This is a genomic window from Cupriavidus laharis, assembly GCF_914271435.1.
GTDB classification, from domain to species: domain Bacteria; phylum Pseudomonadota; class Gammaproteobacteria; order Burkholderiales; family Burkholderiaceae; genus Cupriavidus; species Cupriavidus laharis.
Map to the genome: position 1 here is coordinate 178,803 of NZ_CAJZAI010000002.1, position 20,654 is coordinate 199,456.

The 20,654-nt window shown below is 65.9% G+C and carries 16 protein-coding genes and 1 pseudogene; 3 read left to right on the forward strand and 14 right to left on the reverse strand.

Annotated features, from left to right (window positions below; genetic code table 11):
* Positions 1 to 235: 235 nt before the first annotated feature.
* The 6 genes from LDO29_RS04665 to LDO29_RS04690 all read right to left on the reverse strand — a co-directional run bounded on the left by LDO29_RS04665 (position 236) and on the right by LDO29_RS04690 (position 5,992).
* A complete protein-coding gene (locus LDO29_RS04665; RefSeq protein ID WP_224078627.1) occupies positions 236 to 715 on the reverse strand; it encodes an SgcJ/EcaC family oxidoreductase in 480 nt (159 codons plus the stop codon).
* Positions 716 to 1,033: 318 nt separating this feature from the next.
* Positions 1,034 to 1,933, reverse strand: a complete 900-nt coding sequence (locus LDO29_RS04670) for an SDR family oxidoreductase (protein WP_224078628.1) — start codon at positions 1,931 to 1,933, stop codon at positions 1,034 to 1,036.
* A 46-nt stretch (positions 1,934 to 1,979) separates the two neighbouring features.
* A complete protein-coding gene (locus LDO29_RS04675; protein ID WP_224078629.1) occupies positions 1,980 to 2,435 on the reverse strand; it encodes a MaoC family dehydratase in 456 nt (151 codons plus the stop codon).
* The gene (locus LDO29_RS04680) at positions 2,432 to 3,586 is read right to left on the reverse strand and encodes an acyl-CoA dehydrogenase family protein (protein ID WP_224078630.1); all 1,155 of its coding nucleotides are present in this window, start codon (positions 3,584 to 3,586) and stop codon (positions 2,432 to 2,434) included. The genes LDO29_RS04675 and LDO29_RS04680 overlap by 4 nt, the downstream gene beginning before the upstream one ends.
* Positions 3,587 to 3,600: 14 nt before the next feature.
* The gene (locus LDO29_RS04685; RefSeq protein WP_224078631.1) at positions 3,601 to 4,800 is read right to left on the reverse strand and encodes an acyl-CoA dehydrogenase family protein; all 1,200 of its coding nucleotides are present in this window, start codon (positions 4,798 to 4,800) and stop codon (positions 3,601 to 3,603) included.
* A 13-nt stretch (positions 4,801 to 4,813) separates the two neighbouring features.
* Entirely contained in the window at positions 4,814 to 5,992 is a 1,179-nt protein-coding gene (locus LDO29_RS04690) for a lipid-transfer protein (protein WP_224078632.1), read from the reverse strand.
* Positions 5,993 to 6,184: 192 nt separating this feature from the next.
* Here LDO29_RS04690 and LDO29_RS04695 point away from each other — a divergent pair, with 192 nt between their 5' ends.
* Positions 6,185 to 7,759, forward strand: a complete 1,575-nt coding sequence (locus tag LDO29_RS04695) for a class I adenylate-forming enzyme family protein (protein ID WP_224078633.1) — start codon at positions 6,185 to 6,187, stop codon at positions 7,757 to 7,759.
* A 92-nt stretch (positions 7,760 to 7,851) separates the two neighbouring features.
* Here the strand turns inward: LDO29_RS04695 and LDO29_RS04700 are convergent, their stop codons facing one another.
* The 3 genes from LDO29_RS04700 to LDO29_RS04710 are packed head-to-tail and all read right to left on the reverse strand — an operon-like array spanning position 7,852 to position 11,089.
* Positions 7,852 to 8,994 carry an acyl-CoA dehydrogenase family protein gene (locus LDO29_RS04700; RefSeq protein ID WP_224078634.1) on the reverse strand — a complete coding sequence of 381 codons (1,143 nt, stop codon included), beginning with the start codon at positions 8,992 to 8,994 and terminating at the stop codon, positions 7,852 to 7,854.
* A 34-nt stretch (positions 8,995 to 9,028) separates the two neighbouring features.
* On the reverse strand, positions 9,029 to 10,273 hold the full coding sequence (locus LDO29_RS04705) for a thiolase family protein (RefSeq protein ID WP_224078635.1): 1,245 nt from the start codon (positions 10,271 to 10,273) through the stop codon (positions 9,029 to 9,031).
* A 42-nt stretch (positions 10,274 to 10,315) separates the two neighbouring features.
* Entirely contained in the window at positions 10,316 to 11,089 is a 774-nt protein-coding gene (locus LDO29_RS04710; protein ID WP_224078636.1) for an enoyl-CoA hydratase/isomerase family protein, read from the reverse strand.
* A gap of 197 nt (positions 11,090 to 11,286) precedes the next feature.
* On the opposite strand from LDO29_RS04710, the gene LDO29_RS04715 reads away from it, so the two are divergent.
* Positions 11,287 to 13,977 carry a LuxR C-terminal-related transcriptional regulator gene (locus LDO29_RS04715; RefSeq protein ID WP_224078637.1) on the forward strand — a complete coding sequence of 897 codons (2,691 nt, stop codon included), beginning with the start codon at positions 11,287 to 11,289 and terminating at the stop codon, positions 13,975 to 13,977.
* 34 nt (positions 13,978 to 14,011) lie between these two features.
* Here LDO29_RS04715 and LDO29_RS04720 read toward each other — a convergent pair whose 3' ends face one another.
* The 3 genes from LDO29_RS04720 to LDO29_RS04730 are packed head-to-tail and all read right to left on the reverse strand — an operon-like array spanning position 14,012 to position 17,440.
* A complete protein-coding gene (locus LDO29_RS04720; protein ID WP_224078638.1) occupies positions 14,012 to 15,043 on the reverse strand; it encodes a DUF1254 domain-containing protein in 1,032 nt (343 codons plus the stop codon).
* 46 nt (positions 15,044 to 15,089) lie between these two features.
* Positions 15,090 to 15,836 carry an SDR family NAD(P)-dependent oxidoreductase gene (locus LDO29_RS04725; RefSeq protein ID WP_224078639.1) on the reverse strand — a complete coding sequence of 249 codons (747 nt, stop codon included), beginning with the start codon at positions 15,834 to 15,836 and terminating at the stop codon, positions 15,090 to 15,092.
* Positions 15,837 to 15,874: 38 nt separating this feature from the next.
* On the reverse strand, positions 15,875 to 17,440 hold the full coding sequence (locus tag LDO29_RS04730; protein ID WP_224078640.1) for a class I adenylate-forming enzyme family protein: 1,566 nt from the start codon (positions 17,438 to 17,440) through the stop codon (positions 15,875 to 15,877).
* Between the two features lie 228 nt (positions 17,441 to 17,668).
* Between LDO29_RS04730 and LDO29_RS04735 the strand changes: the two genes are divergently transcribed.
* Positions 17,669 to 18,814 carry an acyl-CoA dehydrogenase family protein gene (locus LDO29_RS04735; RefSeq protein ID WP_290369517.1) on the forward strand — a complete coding sequence of 382 codons (1,146 nt, stop codon included), beginning with the start codon at positions 17,669 to 17,671 and terminating at the stop codon, positions 18,812 to 18,814.
* A gap of 60 nt (positions 18,815 to 18,874) precedes the next feature.
* Here LDO29_RS04735 and LDO29_RS04740 read toward each other — a convergent pair.
* Both LDO29_RS04740 and LDO29_RS04745 read right to left on the reverse strand, forming a co-directional pair.
* Positions 18,875 to 19,000 (reverse strand): annotated as a pseudogene (locus tag LDO29_RS04740) (SDR family oxidoreductase); the annotation flags it as partial.
* A gap of 146 nt (positions 19,001 to 19,146) precedes the next feature.
* Positions 19,147 to 20,562, reverse strand: a complete 1,416-nt coding sequence (locus LDO29_RS04745; RefSeq protein WP_224078641.1) for a DUF1254 domain-containing protein — start codon at positions 20,560 to 20,562, stop codon at positions 19,147 to 19,149.
* Positions 20,563 to 20,654 lie beyond the last annotated feature (92 nt).

Sequence of the window (20,654 nt, forward strand, 5' to 3'; positions counted from 1 at the left end):
GACGCTGTGTGGGTGCAGGCATGGGCTGACGCAACTGCGCAAAAAAGGTTCCTCGCCGAATTGCGGGGGCCGTGAGGGGGGATTGGGTTGGCGTGCCTGGCAAGCGTGGCTGTTTCGCCGGCTTAGCCGGCGAGTCTTTTGCCCGAGCGGCAAAAGCCAGGAGGAAGCCAGATGGGGTACGGGTTCCCCGTCCGATCGGCAGTGCTCGCCCTTTCCCTTCGCAGCACAGCCCCGGTCATTTCTCCGGCATCGCCGACGAATGATGGCTGGTGATCAGCCATTGCGATCCATCCCAGCGATAGGTGTAGCTATAACGGGCCTTGACGACAGCGCCCGTGCGCGCGAAGGTGAATGTATAGAGTCCCGCATCCACCGCGGAATTGCATCCGATCTGGATTTGGCGGAAGTCGATCTTCCCCGAAGGCCGGTCATGCAGGAAATGCTGGAAGTAGTCCTCTCTCTCCGCAACCGTCACGCGAGGCTTGTTGGAGACCGTCGGCAGCAGAATCGACCGCTCCGCATAGTTGGCCGCCACCTTGCGCGGATCGCCTGTCTGCAGAGACTGATTCCATCGATCGAACAGCGCCGCGATCTCCTGCTCCGATGCCGCCTTGCAGCTTTCCGTGCGTGACGCCTGCGCGCTGCCCGGCGTACCCTGGTTCATGGCGCATCCCGCGAGCAAGGACGCCAGCACTGCAATGCGAATCAGCTTCATGGCAACGTTCCTCCATTGGGGGATTGCGCGTCCGGCCACGGTACACGGCCTGAAGTATGGAACATTCCGCAAGCAAGTGTTAGGCGTATCCGGCATTTTCGACTGACGCAGTGGACTAGGGCAGTCCCGGCACGGTCACCGGCACCTCGCGCTGTTCTATCCTCCCGGCATTGTTTCCAGAAATGGCATGTCCGATTCCGATACCCGCCCTTCTTCCGATCGCAGCGGCAAGCCGCGCCGCACCACCATTCACGATGTAGCGCGCGCGTGCTGCGAGTCGTTATGCGGCGTATTGGATCCCGGCCAGAAGCCAGCCCATTACGCCGCCGCCAGCGTCAGGAATGCCTGCACTTCAGCGAACGATTCCTCATACGGGCGTGCGCTGCTCCAGTTGGCGATCTCGCCAAAGCGCGCGGCAACCTGCTCCGGAGACAACTCGGCATCGTCCAGCCTGACCGGTGCGGTTTCCATCATCGTCGCCGCGGCAAAGACGCCACCGCCGGCGGAAATGATCGTCTTCGAGGGCGAATCGTCGCTGCAGAGATAAAGCACCGCGGGGGTCACGCGCTCGGGCTGGATGCGCTTGAGCAATTCCTCGGGCAGGACATCCGCGGTCATGCGCGTGGCGGCCACGGGCGCCACCGTGTTGACACGGATGTTGTTCTTGCGGCCTTCAGGGGTCAGTGCGTTCATCAGACCCACAAGCGCCATCTTGGCCGCAGCGTAGTTCGACTGGCCGAAGTTTCCATACATACCGGAGGAAGACGTGGTCATCACGATGCGGCCAAAGTTCTGCTCGCGCATGATGTCCCACACGGCCTTGGTGCAGTGGATGGAACCCATCAGGTGAACGTCGATCACGGCCTTGATGTCGGCCATCTCGAGCTTGGAGAAGGTCTTGTCGCGCAGGATGCCGGCGTTGTTCACCAGGATATCGACGCGGCCGAACTCGTCCATGACCTGCTTCACCATGGCCTGGACCTGCTCGAAGTCGGCCACGTTGGCGCCGTTGGCAATGGCGGTGCCGCCGGCCTTGCGAATCTCGTCCACCACGGCGAGCGCGGCCTCGGACGAGCCGCCGGTGCCGTCACGGGCACCGCCGAAGTCATTCACCACCACCTTCGCGCCGCGCGCGGCGAGCGCCAGCGCGTGCGAGCGGCCCAGACCGGCGCCCGCGCCGGTGACAATGGCAACCTTGCCGTCAAAGCGAATCGTCATCTTGTACTCCTCAATATTGGTGGTTCTGTTCGCGAAGCCGCGACATTCAGGGAAACAGGCGCGTGATCGACTCGGCCACGCATGCCGGCTTGGAGATGCCTTCGCATTCCACTTTCATTTCGATTTTCAGCTGTGCGCCACCGCCTTCCAGCGCGTCCCACGACATCAGCGTGAAATGCGCGCGCAGGCGCTTGCCGACCGGCACCGGCGACATGAAACGCACCTTGTCCAGACCATAGTTCACGCCAGCGCGGGTCTCGCGGATCTGGAAGGCCGTGGCAAAGAATGCCGGCAGCAGGCTCAGCGTCAGGAAGCCGTGCGCGATCGGCCCGCCGAACGGCCCCTGCTTCGCGCGTTCCACGTCGACATGGATCCATTGATGGTCGCCCGTGGCGTCGGCAAACTGATTCACGCGAACCTGGTCGATCGTCATCCACTCGCTGGTGCCGATGCTCTCGCCAACCATCGGCTTGAGATCGGCGATCTTCTCGAAAGTCTTCATGCTTGTCCTTCAGCTTGAATCAGTGTGGCCTGCAGTGCCTCTGCGCAGGCAGCCTCATGGTGGTCGGCGCGGCCGAACAGTGCATCGGCGACGATGGCGCGCTTGAAGTAGTGCCCGACGGCATACTCTTCGGTCATGCCGATGCCGCCGTGCAGCTGGATCGCCTGGCCGCAGACCACGCGCGCGGCGCGGCCGATCAGGGCCTTGGCCTGGGAGACGCTACGCTGCACGGTCGCCGCATCGTCATTGGCCATGGAGGCCAGCAGGTGGTACAGCATCGAACGCGCCAGCTCCAGCTCCGCGACCATGTCGGCCATGCGGTGCTGCAAGGCCTGGAACGAGCCGATGGACACGCCGAACTGCTTGCGCACCTTCAGGTACTCGGCACAGATCTCGATGGCCTTCTCCATGGCGCCGACCAGCTCTGCGCACAGCGCGGCGGTGCCATGCGCCAGGCCATGGCGCAGCGCGGCCAGCCCTTGCCCGGCCTGGCCGAGAAGACTGCCGGCATCGACCTTCACGCCGTCGAGCGTCACCTGCGCGGCCCATGAGCCGTCATGCAGCGGCAGTGGCTGGCGCGACAGGCCCCGACTGGTAGCATCCACCAAGAAAAGCGAGAGGCCTTCGCCATCGCCGATGCGGGCCGACACGATGAACGCATCGGCATCCACACCGCCCAGCACCAGCGTCTTTACGCCACGCAGCACGTAGCCGCCATCCACCGTATTCGCACGACACGCGACGGTGTCTGGAAATCCCCGTGATTCCGCTTCGCTGTAAGCCAGCGCCAGCTTGCGCGAGCCGTCGGCCAGCGCCGGCACCAATGCCTCGCGCTGCACCGGCGACGCCCCCGCCACCAGCGTCTGGGCCGCCAGCACGGCACAGCCGAGGAACGGCTCCACCACCAGCCCGCGGCCGAATTCCTGCGCGATCAGCACCGTGTCGACGACGCTGCCGCCAAGCCCGCCATCGGACTCCGGCAGTGCTGCCGCGAGCCAGCCGTTCCCGGCAAACGCCGCCCAGTCCGCCGCACTGCAGCTCGAACGCGCCTTGAGCAGTGCGGTACGGCGCTCGAAGCTGTAGTCCTTGTCGACATAGCGGCGCACGCTGTCCTGCAGCATCTGCTGCGTGTCATCCAGCTTGAAATCCATGATTCATGCGCCTTTCAGAGTTGAAACACCGCCTTCGCGATGATGCCGCGCTGCACTTCGCTGGTACCCCCGTAGATCGTGGATGCGCGGCGGAAGAACATTTCGTTCGCAATGCCACGGCCCATCCCCTGCATCGGCAGCGGCGGTTCCGCACCCTCGGCATGCGGCTCAGGGTAGGCCACCGCGCCGTAGTCGCCCAGCGATTCCACCAGGAACTCGCTCATGCGCTGCTGCAGTTCGGTGCCGCGGATCTTCAGCATCGACCCCATGGCGTGCGCCGCGGGGCTGTGGTCCTGCTCCATCGCGGCCACGCGCTTCACCATCATGGCGATGGCATTGACCTCCGCGTCGAAGCGCGCCAGGCGCAGCGCGAACTCATGGCGCGCGATGAGCGAATTTCTGCCCGCCTTCTGGCTTGCCGCCAGCTTGCGGATCTCCATCAGGTAGCGCTTGAGGATGGGCAGGTCGGCCGCCGTCGCGTGTTCGTTGTTGAGCAGGAACTTGGTGATCTTCCAGCCGTCCCCTTCTGCGCCGATGCGGTTGGCGACCGGGACACGGACGTTGTCGAAGAAGGTCTCGTTCAGGTGATGGCAGTCGTCGATGCTGCGGATCGGGCGCACCGTGATGCCAGGCGTCTTCATGTCCACCAGCAGGAAGGTGATGCCGGCCTGCTTCCTGGCCTCCTGGTCGGTGCGGACCAGGAGGAAGATCCAGTCCGCCTCATGCGCGTAGCTGGTCCAGATCTTCTGGCCGTTGACCACGTAGTGGTCGCCGTCGCGGTCCGCACGCGTGCGCAGCGAAGCGAGGTCGGAGCCCGAGCCCGGTTCCGAGAAGCCCTGGCACCACAGGCGCGTGCCGCTGAAGATGTGCGGCAGGTGCTCAGCCTTCTGCTCCGGGCTGGCAAACGCGTTCAGCACGGGGCCAAGCAGCTTCTGCGCAAAGCCGTCCTGGGTGGGCGTGCCCGCAGCCACGCACTCTTCGTCGAAGATGAGTTGCTGCAGCACGCTCCAGCCGGTGCCGCCATCCTTCTGCGCCCAGTAGGGCGCGCCCCATCCCTTTTCGTTGAGCACACGCTGCCAGCGCTCCACTTCTGCACGCTGCGAACGCACGCTGCCGCGCGGCTTGCCGGCCAGTTCGGCCGGCAAGCCGGCGCGCACGAATTCGCGCACATCCTGCCGGAAGGTGTCGAGCCCGGCGTCGGGTTGAAAGTCCATGGCAGGCTCCGCGTCAGATACGGTACATCGTGACGACGCAGGCGCCGCCGATCCCCACGTTGTGCTGGAGCGCCACGCGGGCTCCTTCCACCTGCCGCTTTTCGGCGGTGCCGCGCAATTGCTGGACGAGTTCCGTGCATTGCGCAAGGCCGGTCGCCCCAAGCGGGTGGCCCTTCGACAGCAGGCCGCCCGACGGGTTGACCACGTACTTGCCGCCGTACGTGTTGTCGCCGTCGTCGACAAACTTCGCCGCGCCGCCCTCCGGGCACAGGCCCAGGCCTTCATAGGTAATCAGTTCGTTGTGGGCGAAGCAGTCATGCAGTTCGACCACGTCCACGTCGTCGGCACCGATGCCGGACGCTTCGTAGACCTGTTGCGAAGCGGCCCTGGCCATGCCGAAACCGGCGACGTAGCGCATGTCGGTCTCGAACGTGTCCGCGAAATCGGTGCTCATGGCCTGGGCCGCGATCCAGACGCGCGCGTCGATGTCATGCTTGCGCGCGTACTCTTCGCTGCACAGCACGGCGGCGGCGGCGCCGCAGGTTGGCGGGCAGGCCATCAGGCGGGTCATGACACCGGGCCATACCGGCTGGTCCGCCATGACGTCTTCGGGCGTAATCACCTTGCGGAATACCGCGAGCGGGTTGTTGGCGGCGTGGCGGCTGGCCTTGGCGCGGATCTTCGCGAACGTCTCCACCGGCGTGCCGAAGCGCTGCATGTGGTCCAGGCCCGCTCCGCCAAAGATGCGCAGCGCGGGCGGGATTTCCTGCGTGCCCATCAGTGCGTCGCAACGCTGCAGGAACAGGTCGGCCGGCAGCGGTCGGTCGTTGAAGTAGCTGCCCAGGGCGCCTGGGTTCATCTGCTCGAAGCCGACGACGAGCGCCACATCGAGCGCGCCAGCCTCGATGGCCTGCCGCGCGAGGAACAGCCCGGTCGAACCGGTGGCGCAGTTGTTGTTGACGTTGATAATCGGGATGCCGGTCATGCCGACGTGATAGAGGGCGCGCTGCCCGGCGCACGAGTCGCCGTAGACGAAGGCGGTATAGGCCTGCTGAATCGCCTTGTAATCCACGCGGGCGTCCTGCAGCGCCAGCCGGGCGGCGGCGGCGCCCATCAGGTCATAGGTTTCACTGGCGCCCGGTTTGGTGAAGGGGACCATCCCCACGCCGGCCACGACGACTTTGCGAGCCATAAGTCTTCCTCGGTATCTGTTGTCAGCCGTTCGATCGAATCGGCACGGAACCGATGATAGGTAGTGGGGCTCCCGGCAAGCTCCCCCTCGTTTCGAGGGGGACTGGTCCGCCGCGCGCCAGTCCTATATTGCACGCGCCGCAGAAGATCCCCGGAAGGGACCGGACCGGCATTTACCGATACAGGAGACAGCATGAAAATCAATTTCGCGCGCCTGATGGAGCACGCGGCCGTGCGATGGGCCGATCGCGAGGCCCTGGTCAATATCGAGCGCAACCGCCGCTACAGCTACCGGGAACTGCATGCGCTGACCAATCGCATCGTCAACATGATGCGAGACAGGCTGGCACTGCGCCGCGGCGACAGCTACCTCTGCATCCTCGACAACGACAACCTGTCGCTGCTGCACACCTGGACCGTGCTCAAGGGCGATGCGGCCGCGGCATTCACCAACCTGCGCGATTCCATCGACGAGCACCGATGGCAGGTGGACTTCCTGCGGCCGAAGGTGGTGTTCCTGGAAAACGACTTGCTGGCGCGCTACTACCCCATGCTGCGCGAGTCCGGCGTGACCGTCGTCTGCATGGACCCGGTACCCACCGAGTTCGCCCATGCCGACGGCCTGTACGGCTTTTGGGACCTGCTCGAGGATGTTTCCGGGGACGACCCCGGCGTCGAGAGCGACATCCACGCCGATCCCCTGCTGTACCGCTTCACCGGCGGCACCACCGGCAGGAGCAAGTGCGCCGCCTACACGATGGACAACTGGCTGGCGTGCCGCGATGCCTTCTTCGCCGAGGCCGAGCATGCGATCAATCCCGACGCCCGGGTACTGCACATGGCGCCGGTCAGCCACGGCTCGGGCCTGTACTTCCTGCCGACGCTGTTCCGCGGCGGCTGCACGATCACCCAGAACCTCCCCGACCTGAAAGCATGGTGCCGCAATGTGGAAGCGGAAAAGGCCACCGTGGGCGCGCTGGTGCCAACGGTGCTCTACTGGCTCCTGGACCTGCCGGAGGCGTCCGATCACGACCTGTCTTCGCTCCAGACCATCTACTACGGCGCGGCCCCCATCAGCCCTGCGAAGCTGGAACGCCTGCAGGCGCGCTTCGGCAACATCTTCCTGCAGATCTACGGCTCGACGGAATGCCTGCAGCCCGTGGCGCTGCTGCCGAAGAAAGACCATATCGTCGGGGCAGGCCACCTCGCGTCCGCCGGACGCCTGGCATCCACCGCCGAAGTGATCGTGGCCGGCGAAGACGGCCAGCGCCTGCCGCCGGGTGCCACGGGCGAGGTCTGGATCCGGTCGCGGGCCACCATCTCCGGCTACTTCCGCAATCCCGAGGGCACGGCGGCCGAGTTCACCAACGGCTTCTGGAAATCGGGTGATCTCGGCTACGTCGACGAACAGGGGTTCCTCTACATTGTCGACCGGAAGAAGGACATGATCATCACGGGCGGGTTCAATGTCTATGCGATCGAGGTCGAGGCGGCACTGAACGCCCATCCGGCGGTTTCCAATTCAACCGTGGTCGGCGTTCCGCATGAGGAATGGGGCGAGGCCGTGCATGCCGAGGTCGTACTCAAGGCTGGCGAGCAGGCAACCGCCGCCGAGCTGATCGACCACGTCAAGGGCATGCTGGGGCGTTACAAGGCGCCGAAGACGGTAGCCTTTGTCGATGCGCTGCCGGTCAGCGCAGTGGGGAAAGTCCTGCGACGGCAGGTGCGGGACAAGTATTGGACGGGCCAGACGCGGCGCGTGTCCTGATTACCCCGGGGCCGGCTCCATACTGCCGGCTTGCTCCCCTCTCCCATAAATGGGAGAGGGGAGCCAACACTCACAGTATTGACGTCCTGGCGTTATGCAAAAGCCGAGATACCCGTCAGCGCCCGCGAAATCGCCAGTTGCTGGATCTCCGTCGTGCCATCCGGAATCGGGATGATGATCGCCTCGCGCAGGTAGCGCTCGACGTTGAACTCCTTCGTAATGCCGTTCCCGCCATGCAGTTGTACGGCATCGCGGCAAGCACGGACCGCGGCTTCCGTGGCGAAGGCCTTCGCCATCGATGCCTCCATGTCGCAACGGATGCCGGCGTCGATGAGACCGAACACGCGATGGCACATCAGCCGCGACGCATCCAGCAGCATCGCCATGTTGGCAATCTTGGCCGCCACGAGCTGGTGCGCGGCGATGGGCTTGCCGAACTGCTTGCGATCCTTCGCATAGGCAATCGACTCTTCCAGCGACGCCCGCATCAGCCCGATCGACAGCGTGCCGACGTGGCCTCGCGCCACTTCGAACAGCTTCATTGTATTCTTCAGGCCCTCGCCTTCCTTGCCGATCAGATTGGTCACCGGTACGCGTACATCCTGGAAGAACAGCTGCGCGGTCGATTGCGAGCCGAGCGCGATCTTGTCGATATTGCGCGACTCGTAGCCATGCTCCTTGCGGTCCACCAGGATGTGGGACAGGCCACTCTCCGTGCGGCACGTCACCACGACCACATCGGAGTACTCCCCGTTCGAGATCCAGGTCTTCTCGCCATTGATGATGTAGTGGTCGCCATCACGCACGGCGCGGGTCTTGAGTTCCGCGACGTTGGAACCGACGTCGGGCTCGCTGATGGCCACCGAGCTGAAAATCTTGCCGGCCAGTGCATCCGCCATGTACTTGTCGCGCAGTTCCTGCGACGCGCCGGTCAGCAGGAGAGGCAGGCCGAGATTGATCATCACGGCCAGCGCGATGTCGCACGAGCAGGCCACCAGTTCTTCGAACAGCATGCCTTGCATGGTGAAGGTCAGTCCCATGCCGCCCAGTTCGGCGGGAATCGAACAGCCCGGCAGGCCGAACTCGGCGATGCGCTGGGTCAGTTCCCGCATCTTCTCCTTGGGGATGAAGCGGTCGCGGTATTCACGCGCCACGGGCTTGATCTCGGACTGCAGGAACTTGCGAAAGCTCTCGACCGCAAGGGTCTGGTCTTCGGTAGGCAGTTGGTATGGCATTCGTTGTCTCTCGGAATCAGTTGCCTGGCCGCGCTCAGTCGCGGCCAAGGATCGCAATGTGTTCGGTGGCTTCTTCCACGCGCCACAGGCCGCCGCCGTTGCCCTGGATGGCAAAACGTGCGCCTTCCACCTGGCGCTTGCCGCAGTTGCCGCGCAGTTGCTCCACCAGTTCGAAGATCTGGCCGATGCCGGTCGCGCCGATCGGGTGGCCCTTCGATTCCAGGCCGCCCGACGGATTGATCGGCAGCCTGCCGCCCAGCGTGGTCTCGCCGCGTTCGGCCATGGCGCCGCTGTCGCCGGGCTCGCACAGGCCCAGCGCCTCGACGCACAGCAGTTCGCCGATCGCGGTGGCATCGTGCACTTCCGCCACGTTGATGTCCTGCGGGCCGATGCCGGCCTGCTCGAAGGCAACCTTGCCCGCCTGGCGGGTACAGCCCAGGTCATGGGCGTCGGCCTCGCGCGCGGAGGCGGATCGCACCACGCTCGCCATCACGCGGATGGCGCGCTTGCGGTCGAAGCCGTACTTCTTCAGCGCCGACTCCGTGCAGAGGATGGCCGCGGAGGCGCCATCCGAGATCGGCGAGCACATCGGCAGCGTGATCGGGTACGTGATTGGCGGCGCGGCCAGCACTTCCTCGATGCTCATGGCGTTGCGGTACTGCGAACGCTCGTTGTGCACCGAATGCCCGTGGTTCTTCGACGACACCGCAGCAAGCTGGCGCTGCGTAATGCCGAAGCGCTCCATCAGGCCGCCGCGGCCCAGCGCCGCATACACGTCCATGAACGGGCTGTAGGGCTTCGGTGACTGGGACCCGGACGGCGGCACGATGCTCTGGCCCATGGCGGCCAGGTAGTTCTTGTTCTCCTCGAAGGTCTCGATGTCCCAGGCGGACTCGAAGGCCGAGAACATCTTGGCCTTGTCGCTGTAGAACATCTTCTCCGCGCCCACGGCGATCGCCACATCCGCAGCGCCCGCACGCAGCTGCGTCACGGCCAGGTTGAACGCGTGGCTCGACGATGCGCAGGCGCCTTCGATATTGAAGATGGGAATGCTGTCGAAGCCCAGCGGCAGCAGCGCCACCTGGCCACGGATCATGTGCTGGCCGTCGAAGTGCCCCTGTGTGCAGTTGCCGAAGAACGCAACCTGCACCCACTTGCGGTCGCAGGCCGCGTCTTTCAGGGCGTCTTCCACCGCCCAGGCGGTGAGCTGCTTGACGGTCTTGTCGGCGTGGCGGCCGAACGGCGTCATGCCGACGCCGACGATATAGATGTTTTCCATGCTGGTTCTGGTTGATGTCGGTCCTGAGATCGGCCCTGGAGATCAGTAGCCCTTGAACTGCGGCTCGCGCTTTTCGACGAAGGCGGCCAGGCCTTCCTTCACGTCGTACGAGCGCTGGTGGTTGCGCAGCTCGAACAGCTCATGGCGCAGCGCGTCGGCAGCGGTCTTGTCGGCGGCCTCGTTGGCCACGCGTTTCATGCGCGCCAGTACCAGCGGGCTTTTCTTGGCCAGCTTCTCGGCCAGCGCCTGCGCGCGGTCGCGCAGTTCGGCGTCCGGCAGCACTTCGTTGACGAGCCCGTACTGCTTCATTTCCGCCGCGCTCAGTGCGTCGCCCGTGAACAGCAGGTAGCGGGCCACGTTGACCGGCACCTTGCGCGGCAGGATGGCGGCGCCACCCGCGCCCGGGAACACGCCGAAGTTCGAGTGGGCATCGCCGAGGCGGGCCGATTCGGCGGCCAGCACAAGGTCGCATGCCATCACCACTTCCAGCCCGCCGGCCAGCGCCAGGCCGTTCACGGCGGCGATCAGCGGCTTGGGGAACGCACGCACCGTGTCGAAGAAGTCGACGATGCGGTCCAGGAAGTCCTTCTCGCCGGGCACCTGCTGGTCAGCCTGCGATTCCTTCAGGTCGGCGCCGGCGCAGAATGCGCGGCCGCTGCCGGTAATCACCACCACGCGGATGGCGGGGTCGTCGCGCCATTCGCCGAGCTTTGCGGCGATGCCGGCAACCATTTCACTGTTCAGGCTGTTCATCGCTGCCGGCCGATCCATCGTCAGCCAGCCGACTGCGCCGGCCACTGCATGGGTATAGCTCATCTGTTTCCTCCTGATTTCGACGGATGTTCGTGATGCATTGCGTCGTGTAAAGTTAGTCGCCACGCCGCTGCCAATCACCCCTCATCGCGAGGGCGCCCCCCTGATTGACAGGACCCGTGGCTTGTGACATATGCACGGACGGGCTCCGCCCGGGCCTCGCCACCGCGGGCGACCACACGGTTTTCACAGGTGCTGCCTTGACGACAAATTTCACCCATCTGCTGGCCTCCACCCGTTTCACACCGCCCCGCATCGGCGCGAAGTACGTGCCGCGCACGCGGCTGCTGGCATTGCTGGAGCAGGCACAGCAGAGCAGGCTGACGCTGGTCACGGGCAGCGCAGGCTATGGGAAGACGACCCTGCTGGCGCAGTGGCGGCAGAAGCTGCAATCGGCCGGGGCCAACGTGGCGTGGTTGTCGCTGACGCCGGACGAGAAGGGATTTGCCGAGTTCTGCCAGGCCTTCCTGGCCGCCATCGAGCGGGTCGGCATCGCCGTGGATATCGATATCGCCCCGGAAGGCAGCAATGCCCGGATGACCGACGCCGCCGTGGCGTCGATCGTCGACCGCACGGCCGAACAGGCCGAGGAAACCTACGTGATCCTTGACGACTACCACCACGTCGAGAACCCGTGGGCGCACAAGTTCCTGCAGAAGCTGCTGGACCACTGCCCCGACAACCTGCACGTGGTCATCGCCTCGCGCGTGGCGCCGCCGCTGGGGCTGAGCCGGCTGCGCGTGATGAACCAGATCGTCGAGATCGACGCCGCCGAACTGCCCTTCAGCCTGGCCGAGACGCGAGCCTTTCTCGACAGCAACCTCGGCCGAGACAAGCTCAATGCGGACGAATTGCACCTGATCGACGAGCTGGCCGGTGGCTGGCCGTCGTGCCTGCAGCTCATCACCATCATGCTGAAGAACCGGCCCGAGTCGCGCGAGCGGCTGCGCGACCTGGTCTGGCAGTCGGTCGACCTGCAGGCCTACCTCAGCGAAGAAGTCATGGCCCAGCTGCCGCCGGAACTGGCGCAGTTTTCCGAGGCGCTGTCGGTCTTCCGGCGGTTCAATGCCGAGCTGGCCGAGGCCGTGACCGGCGACGCGCAGGCGGCCGAACTGCTGCGCCGCATGGAAAGCGAGAACCTGCTGATCGTGCGCATCGAGTCCGACGACCGCACGCCCTGGTACCGCTTCCATCCGCTGTTCGGCGAATACCTCGCGACACGGCTGCGCAAGCGTGGCAAGGCCGCCGTGGCCGAGCTGCACCGGCGCGGCAGCCGCTGGTTCGCCGACAACGGGCTGCTGGCCGAAGCCGTGCGCCACGCCGCACTGGGCGGTGACGTGGAGTTCGCTGCGCAGGTGATCGAGCAGGCCGCGCCGGCCACATGGAACCTGGCCTACCTGAGCCCGGTCCTGCATCTGCTGGAGCGCTTGCCCGAAGAGGCGCTCGTGAAGCACCAGCGGCTGTTCTACCTGGCCTGCCTGACGGTGGCCCTGACCGCGCAGCCGGCACGTGCGCGCCGGTTGCTCACGCACCTTCACGCAAGCGGTGCGCACGCCGAGCCCGCCATTGCCGCCATGCCCGCGCTGATCGAAGCGGCCATTGCCCACCAGGAGGACGACACCGGCCGGATCATCGAACTGCTGGAGCCGCGCTTGGGCGATTCTCTCGAAAATCCGTTCCAGCGCTATGTGCTGCAGGCCGAACTGGCTTCCGGCTACGCCGCGGCCGGTCGCTATGCCGACGCCCGCCGCCTGCTAGACAACCACCCGATCCAGGCCTCGGACCGCAACAACGACATGGCGCTGGTGGCCGAGGCCACCCGAATCCAGTGCCAGCTGCTCGCGGGCGATGTGCGCGAGGCAGGCAAATTCGGCACGCCGGTACTGGCCCGCGCGATCAAGGCAAACGGGCCGCATTCGATCAGCGCCAATCTCTGCGCTTCGCTGCTGGCCGATGCGTACTATGAACTCGACCGCATCGACGATGCGCGTGAAACGCTCGCGAACCGGCTCGGCCTGCTTCATGCCTCCGCGCCGGACGTCATGGTTCGCGCCTCGCTTACCCGCGCGCGGCTCGACCTGCTGCAGGAAGGTCCCGACACGGCGCTGACGTTCATGGAACAGCAGACGGCGCACCTGCGCAGCCTGGGGCAGCATCGCGCCGTGGCGCATATGCTGGTCGAGCAGGTCAAGCTCCATCTGCGGCGCGGCCAGGCTGACCGGGCCGCGGAACTGTCAGCCTCGCTCGACGAGATGGCCCGGACCTTCGGCACAAGCCAGGGCTACCTGGCCAATATTCCGGCCCTGGCGGCACTGGCGCGCGGGTACCTGCTGCGTGCCACCGCGCCGGAGCAGGCGCTGGACGCGCTGGAAGTCACGCGCGCCCACGGCATGGCCTGCAACCGGGGGCGGCAGCTGGCGCTAGCCGACCTGCTGGCCGCCACGATGCTCGATCAACTGGGGCGCGCCGACGAGGCGCTGGAGACCTTTGTACGAGCGCTCGGCGACGGCGAACGACGCGGTCTGATACGCACCTTCATCGACGAAGGCGCGCCGGTTGCCGCGCTGCTGACACGCTTCATCGGCACGCGCAAGGCCGACGAACCGCTGCTGCGCTATGCGCGCGACCTGCTCGGCCGCATGCCGGAGAGCGAGGAGGCATCCGCCGCCCGGCGCCGCGGCGGCCCGAAGGCGAATGTCGCCCTGACCCAGCGGGAACTGGAAATCCTGGCGCTGGTCGCGCAGGCGATGTCGAACAAGCGGATCGCGCTGACCCTCAACATCACGGTCGAAACCGTGAAATGGAACCTGCGCAACATCTTCGCCAAGCTGGGCGTATCGAGCCGCTACCACGCCATGGTGTGGGCGCGGGAGCAGGCCCTGATTTCCTGAAGTCCGGCGCTGCAGTCCGGCAGATACTCGCGGTTCAGTTCACCGCCTGAGCCTGCGGGAAGGACCACGCTCCGCTCAGCACATCGGGCCGCGCGCGGTAGAGCCGCACCAGGTAGTTCCAGCCCGCCATGGTCGGCAGGCAATTGGGTATCTGCCCGTTGCAGTCGCCGAACTGGACGGTCACCGTGCCGTCTGCATTGCGTTTCGCCGTCAGGTTGTTCAGCGAATAGGCATGCAGGCTGTTCGGCTCGAAGTAGCCCCTGGCGTTGTAGACGCTGATGGACCAGAAGCCGTCCACAGGCACCTTCCCCACCGTCATGCGGTAGACAGTCTTGCCGTCGTTGCGGGCCGGGGTGATAGGCAGGTAGAACGTATCCCTCTCCGGAATGCCGCCCCAGCCCATGGCGGTGCCGATCATGTGCCGCACCGGGTCCACCTGCTCGCGGGTGCCGAACATCCGGTGCGTGTCCGACAGCGTGGTGTTCATCGCCAGCAGGGCTTCGCGGATCTTGTTCCGCCCCGCCGGGTCCCAGTCCGGCACGTCAAAGCTGCCCGCCCCCTTCGTGCTGACCTGGATCCGGTCCTGCAGCGCCCGTGCCGCGTCCATGTCGGCCGCATCTTCCGGGTTGGCCAGGATGCGCACGGCAATCATCACGTAGCGCGTTCCCATCTGCTCGCGCGTAAACGTATGCGGCCCCGGCGCATAGATGACCGTGCGCGTGAAATGATCCTGGTCGATCGCCTGCAGCGACAGGTAGCGGCCGCCCGCATCGGGCAGCGTCACGGTCACGGGACCTGCCTGCAGGTCGAAGATGGCGGTCGAGTAGAGCGTGTCGCGGTTGGGGCGTACGACGCCCTGCTTGTCGAGCTCTGCCATCGCGCGCCGGTGGACGAAGCGGCCGAAGGCGCCACGCTTCACCACCGCGGAAAAGTAGGTATCGGTCTCCGCGCGGATGTAGTTGTCGGCGGTGACGGGCACCGTGGCCGCCGAAGCGGCCGCGCCGTGCACCATGAGGCTGGCCACGGCGCACAGCGCCACGGCATGTCGTTGCAGCTTGCAGATCATGCAGACTCTCCTTCCAGTGGTTTGCTCGTGCGGCCGTCCCCGGGGGCTAGCGGGTGCCGCAGTCGATATCGATGTTGTTGGCGTTGAGGTAAGGGTTCTCGACGATGTGGCGCACCAGCGCGGCAAATTCGTCCGCCTGGCCCATGCGGCGCGGGAACAGCATCTTGTCGATCAGGCCGTCGGACACCTTCTGCGGCATGCCCGCCGACATGCCGGTCTCGAACAGGCCCGGCGAAATCGCCATGACGCGAATGCCATGCTCGGCGAGATCGCGCGCGACCGGCAGCATCATGCCGATCACGCCGGCCTTGGTCGCACTGTACGCCGCCTGCCCCATCTGGCCAGCCTTGGCCGCTCCGGAGGCGGTGCTGATGATCACACCGCGCTCGCCCGTGGGGCCCGCTTCATTGGCCGACATCGCCAGCGCCGCGTAGCGGATCATGTTGAAGGTGCCGGTCAGGTTCACGCCGATCACGCGGTTCCACAGATCGGTGGGAAAGAGCTGGCCCTTCGACAGCGTTTTGCACGGCCCCAGCACGCCTGCGCAATTGACCGATACATGCAGCGCGCCATGCCTGGCCAGCACCGCATCAATACCGGCCTTGACGCTGGCCTCGTCCGCCACGTCGACCGCGACGCCCGTCATGTCCGCTCCCATCGCTTCGGCCAGCCGGCCCGCATCCAGGTCGAAGCCCACTACCTTCGCGCCCGCGGCGGCAAGCGCCTTGCAAGTGGCGAGGCCCAGCCCCGACGCCGCGCCCGTGACGACGGCAACCTTGTCCTGCAGATCCATTTCGTACCTACCTTTCCTGTTGATGATGTTCACCGATGTCAGATGGCCCGCCACTGGCCTTCCCAGAAGCGCGCGCGGATGTCGCGCTTGAGTACCTTCCCGACCGCGCTGCGCGGCAGGTCCGGCCAGAATTCGACGGACTTGGGTGCCTTCACGCTGCCGAGCGCGTCCTTGCACAGTTGCGTCAGCGCCGCGCCCATCGCATCACGAGCTTCGCCACAGCCTGGCTTGAGCTGCACCACGGCCTTGACGGCCTCGCCCCATTTCGGGTCAGGCACGCCGATCACGGCGCAATCGAGCACGGCCGGATGCGACAGGATCACCGCTTCGATTTCGCTCGGGAAGACGTTGAAGCCACCGCTGACGATCATGTCCTTCTTGCGGTCGACAATGGTGATGAAGCCGCGCTCGTCCTTGACGCCGACGTCGGTCGTGTGGTGCCAGCCGCCCGCGGAGACCTCGGCCGTTTCCTCTGGCTTGCGGTAGTAGCCTTGCATGACCATGGTGGACTGCACCACGATCTCCCCCTTCTCGCCGGGGCCGGCCAGCTTCCCGTGCTCGTCCATGATCTCCACGCGGGCGAACGGCACCGCGCGCCCCGCCGATGCGAGCGCTACCTCGTCGAAGCTGCCGTCGGGCAGCAGGTAGTCCTCCGGGCGCTTGGCGACGACCGGGAACAGGCACTCGCTCTGACCGAACACCTCGTAGATGACCGGACCGAGGCGGCGCACCGCTTCCTTGAGCTTTTCCGGTGCAATCGGTGCGGCGCCCACGGCGACGGATCTCAGTGAAGAGACGTCCGTCGAATCGAGGCGCGGATCGTTCAGCAGCGCATAGACCAGCGTAGGCGGCAGGAACATGTGCGTGATGCCTTCGCGCTCGATGGTCTCGAGCACGGCGCCGGATTCGAATCCGTTCAGCACCACCGTCCGGCCGCCGCGCGCGGCGCAGGCAAGCGTCAGCATGCAGGCGGCGTGCGTCAGCGGCGCCACGGCCAATACACGCGATTGCGCGTCGAAGCGCAGTGTCTCGAACACCGAGATCAGCGCCATCTCCAGCGAACGGTTGGTGTGCAACGCCCCCTTCGACGGCCCCGTGGTGCCGCCGGTTGGCTGCAGCAAGGCCGGCATTGCCGGCTGCTCCGGCGGCGCCACAAACGGCTGCGGCCACGCCGCGACCCAGTCGGCCAGGCAAGGGCCGTATTCGGACGGCGCATCAATGCAGATGAAGCGGCGCACGCGCGGCAATCCGGCCTTCATCGCAGGTACCAGGCCGGCGTAGTCGCTGTGGAAGAACACCGCGTCGCAGTCCGCGTAGGCCATGACCGCGGTATTGGTCTCGACGGTATTGCGCGTGTGCACCGAAACCCACACCATGCCGGCGCGGTTCGCCGCGATCTGGAGCAGGCTCACGCGGTGGTCGTTGGGGGCGTAGATGGCGATGTGAGCACCCGGCCGCAGGCCTTCTTCGGCCACCAGCGCATGCGCGGTGCCGTGCACCAGGCGCTGCGCTTCGGCAAAGCCGATCCGCTGCTCGCCGTCGACGAAGGCGATATTGCGCGGATGCAGCGAGGCTGCCGCATCGAAATAGTCGGCCAGACGCATCGGTGGGTCTCCTGATGTAGCCGGCCTGTCGTGGCAGGCCGGTCATGTTTGCCATAGCTGAGGGATGAGTGCCGGCACGCCGGCCCCGCTCGAATGGTCGCCCGACCTGGCGCAATGGCTCGCCCCCTCATCTTGAGGGGGTGCGGCGCAAATCGGCTGCAATGCCTAATTGGGGTCCGAAATCAAATGGCGGCGGCACGCCGCGTGCCGCCCGTGCAAGGAACACACATGGCCGATACCTCCACCCTCTTCCTGACCGAACAGCAGGTGATGATCCGCGACGCCGCGCACCGCATCACCGCCGACGTCATCGCCCCGACAGCCGCCGAGCGGGATCGAAACTCGGCCTGGCCGCGCAATGAACTGAAGGCGCTCGCCGAACTGGGCTACCTTGGCATGCTGGTTCCGGAGGCATACGGCGGCATGGGCCTGGGCGTCACCGAGCTGTGCCTGGCGCAGCACGCATTCGCCACCGCCGATGCCGGTCTGGCCACCATCGTCCATGTCCACAACTTCACGGCGTCGCTGATCGCACGCTTCGGCAACGAGGCACAGAAGCAGCGCTACCTGCCGGCCATGGCGCGCGGCGAATGCATCGCCGCATCGCTGATCTCCGAGCCGCATGCCGGCTCGGACACCGCCGCCATGCGTACCACCGCGCGCCGCGAAGGCGACCACTACGTCCTCGACGGCACCAAGCAGTTCATCTCCAATGGCAGCGAGGCCGGCGTGGGCGTGGTCTTCGCCATCACCGACAAGTCGGCCGGCAAGCGCGGCGCGAGCCTGCTGATCATCGACCCGAAAGCGCCCGGCTACGCGGTGACCCGCATCGAGAGCAAGCTCGGCCAGCACACCGCGCACACGGCGCAGATCGCGCTGGAAGGCTGCCGCGTGCCGGTGGAGAACCTGCTAGGCAAGGAAGGCGACGGCTATGGCGCCATCCTCGGCGGGCTGTCCGACGGCCGTATCGGCATTGCCTTCATTGCGGCCGGTGCCGCCAGCGGCGCGCTCGACGCCGCGGTGCAGTACGCCAAGGAACGCGAGGCCTATGGCAAGCCCATCATCCAGCTCCAGGCCGTCAGCTTCGACCTGGCCGACATGGCCGCACAGGTCGAGATCGCGTTCCAATACGCGCTGCATGCCGCACGGCTGTGCGACGCCGGCGCAGAGTGCAGCAAGGAAGCCTCGGTCGCCAAGCTCTTCGCCAGCGAAATCGCCGAAAAGGTCTGCTCGGATGCGCTGCAGATCCACGGCGGCTACGGCTATCTCTCGGACTTCCCCGTGGAACGCTTCTGCCGCGACGTCCGTGTCTGCAAGATCTACGAAGGCACCAGCCATATCCAGAAGCTGATCATTGCGCGCAGCCTGCTTTGAAACGCCTTCGACCTGGACGGTGGTGCGGGCCGGCACGCCGCAGGCTGCGGCCCGCCAACATTACAGGACGGCAGTCACGCCGCCATCCACGGCCAGGATCTGTCCGGTGATGTGCTTGCCGGCTGCCGAGGCGAACAGCACTGCCGCGCCCTTCAGGTCCTCATCGTCCCCGAGCCGAGCTGCGGGTCAGGCCGATCACGCCATGCTTCGATGCGCCGTACACCGAGCCCCCTGGCGCCGCCGAGATGCCGGCGATCTACGGACGTACGCCAGCCGCCATACGGCACACTGCCCGGCGACCGGCGTAACGATAGAGAGGGACTGATTCTGACTTACTGCGCCTGCAGCACCGGCGGCTTCCACGCGCCGCTCAGCACCTCGGCCTTCGGCATGTAGAGCCGCATCGCCAGCTTGAAGGGGCCGTTCGGTGCAGGCAGCCAGTTGGATTCCTTGCCGGGACCCGGCGAGTCATGCTGGACATAGATCGTGATGCCGCCATCGGCATCGCGCTGCAGCGCCGGCACCATCGCCGAGTTGATCAGGTAGCGGTGAAGCGGGTTCGCCACCAGCAACTGCGACGGCATTTCATAGGGCGTCAGGGACCAGAACGCATTGACGGGCGGCAATTGCCCGGGCGCGAAATGCAGCACATAGCGGTGCTTGCCGGTATTGAACTGCTGCCCGGCCGGGTCCAGGTAGTAGGCGTGGTAGTAGGCCTCCTCCACGGAGTTGCCATAGATGCCGCCCGATGCCGCCGTCATCCGGTAGGTGTAGTTGTTCTTCAGGTGCTCGCGCGAGCCGACGATGTCCGCGACTTTCACGGTCACGTTGTACTGCTTGCGCACCTCGGCCACGGCCCGCCAGGCCTCGGCGATACCCTGCTCGACCGCCTGGCGCATCTCCGGTGTCAGCTTGCCGGCGTCAAACGGCTTCCCGGCCTCGATGCCCAGCTTTGCCAGCCGCGCCAGCAGCGCCCGCTCGGACGGATGCGGCGGGCAGAAGCGCAGCACGAAATTGAGCTCGTCGAAGAACTCCAGCGAGGTGCGCTGCTGCTGCGCCGTCAGCGGCCGGCGGAACGAGATCGGCGGCGCGGCCGCGGGGGCAGGCTTGCCCAGGTATTGCGACAGAGTCTGCACCTTGTAGCCTGCCTGCACCTGCTTCACGGCGTCCAGGTCACCGGGATTGAAGAGCTGGGTACGGTAGAGCACCAACGCGAGCTCCGTCTCGGAACGGAAGACCTTGTCGATGCCGGGCGGCGTTTCACCATGCCAGGCCGGCCCCACCAGCATGTAGCGGCCACCGTCGTTGCCGGTGGCGCGGGTCCCCGCGTAGGCAAAGTTGAAGGTGTAGAGGTCGATGAACTGCGCGGAGATATAGCGGCCGTCCTTCACGGCCGGCATCGTCAGGACGAGCGGCTCCGTGCGCAGGTCGGCACCGAGGAAGGAATATGGCGTGTCGGAGTTCGGCGTCTGGATGGCCTTGTCTTCCGGCGTGTACACGCGGCCGACGCTCTGGATGGTGTTCCACGGGCCCTTGTACTCGGGGTCGGCGCGGTTCTCGAAGTACGAGTAAAGGATGCGGTAGTTGTCCACCAGCGGAAAGCCGAAGGTGTAAGCCTCTTTTGCGATGGCGCGCACCTCCTGCACGGACAGGGCCTGTGACGCATCGCCGGGTTCCGCTGCCGAAACCAGCGGGACGATGCAGGCCCCGGCCAGCATGAGTCCAAGCCTGCGCAATATCCGATTCATGGTCTTGCCTCCTCGTTGTGGTTGGAGTGTTTTCCTTTGCCGGGCCACATGCCACCCGGGGACTGGAACGCCGTCCCGGCAGAGTGTAGGTC

Bases quoted from the DNA above. Each gene is read 5' to 3' on its own strand.
- LDO29_RS04725 (WP_224078639.1), bottom strand. From the start codon at position 15,836: ATGGATCTGCAGGACAAGGTTGCCGTCGTCACGGGCGCGGCGTCGGGG.
- LDO29_RS04710 (WP_224078636.1), bottom strand. From the start codon at position 11,089: ATGAGCTATACCCATGCAGTGGCCGGCGCAGTCGGCTGGCTGACGATG.
- LDO29_RS04685 (WP_224078631.1), bottom strand. From the start codon at position 4,800: ATGGACTTTCAACCCGACGCCGGGCTCGACACCTTCCGGCAGGATGTG.
- LDO29_RS04730 (WP_224078640.1), bottom strand. From the start codon at position 17,440: ATGCGTCTGGCCGACTATTTCGATGCGGCAGCCTCGCTGCATCCGCGC.
- LDO29_RS04690 (WP_224078632.1), bottom strand. From the start codon at position 5,992: ATGGCTCGCAAAGTCGTCGTGGCCGGCGTGGGGATGGTCCCCTTCACC.
- LDO29_RS04680 (WP_224078630.1), bottom strand. From the start codon at position 3,586: ATGGATTTCAAGCTGGATGACACGCAGCAGATGCTGCAGGACAGCGTG.
- LDO29_RS04670 (WP_224078628.1), bottom strand. From the start codon at position 1,933: ATGACGATTCGCTTTGACGGCAAGGTTGCCATTGTCACCGGCGCGGGC.
- LDO29_RS04700 (WP_224078634.1), bottom strand. From the start codon at position 8,994: ATGCCATACCAACTGCCTACCGAAGACCAGACCCTTGCGGTCGAGAGC.
- LDO29_RS04675 (WP_224078629.1), bottom strand. From the start codon at position 2,435: ATGAAGACTTTCGAGAAGATCGCCGATCTCAAGCCGATGGTTGGCGAG.
- LDO29_RS04705 (WP_224078635.1), bottom strand. From the start codon at position 10,273: ATGGAAAACATCTATATCGTCGGCGTCGGCATGACGCCGTTCGGCCGC.
- LDO29_RS04720 (WP_224078638.1), bottom strand. From the start codon at position 15,043: ATGATCTGCAAGCTGCAACGACATGCCGTGGCGCTGTGCGCCGTGGCC.
- LDO29_RS04665 (WP_224078627.1), bottom strand. From the start codon at position 715: ATGAAGCTGATTCGCATTGCAGTGCTGGCGTCCTTGCTCGCGGGATGC.
- LDO29_RS04695 (WP_224078633.1), top strand. From the start codon at position 6,185: ATGAAAATCAATTTCGCGCGCCTGATGGAGCACGCGGCCGTGCGATGG.
- LDO29_RS04745 (WP_224078641.1), bottom strand. From the start codon at position 20,562: ATGAATCGGATATTGCGCAGGCTTGGACTCATGCTGGCCGGGGCCTGC.
- LDO29_RS04735 (WP_290369517.1), top strand. From the start codon at position 17,669: ATGGCCGATACCTCCACCCTCTTCCTGACCGAACAGCAGGTGATGATC.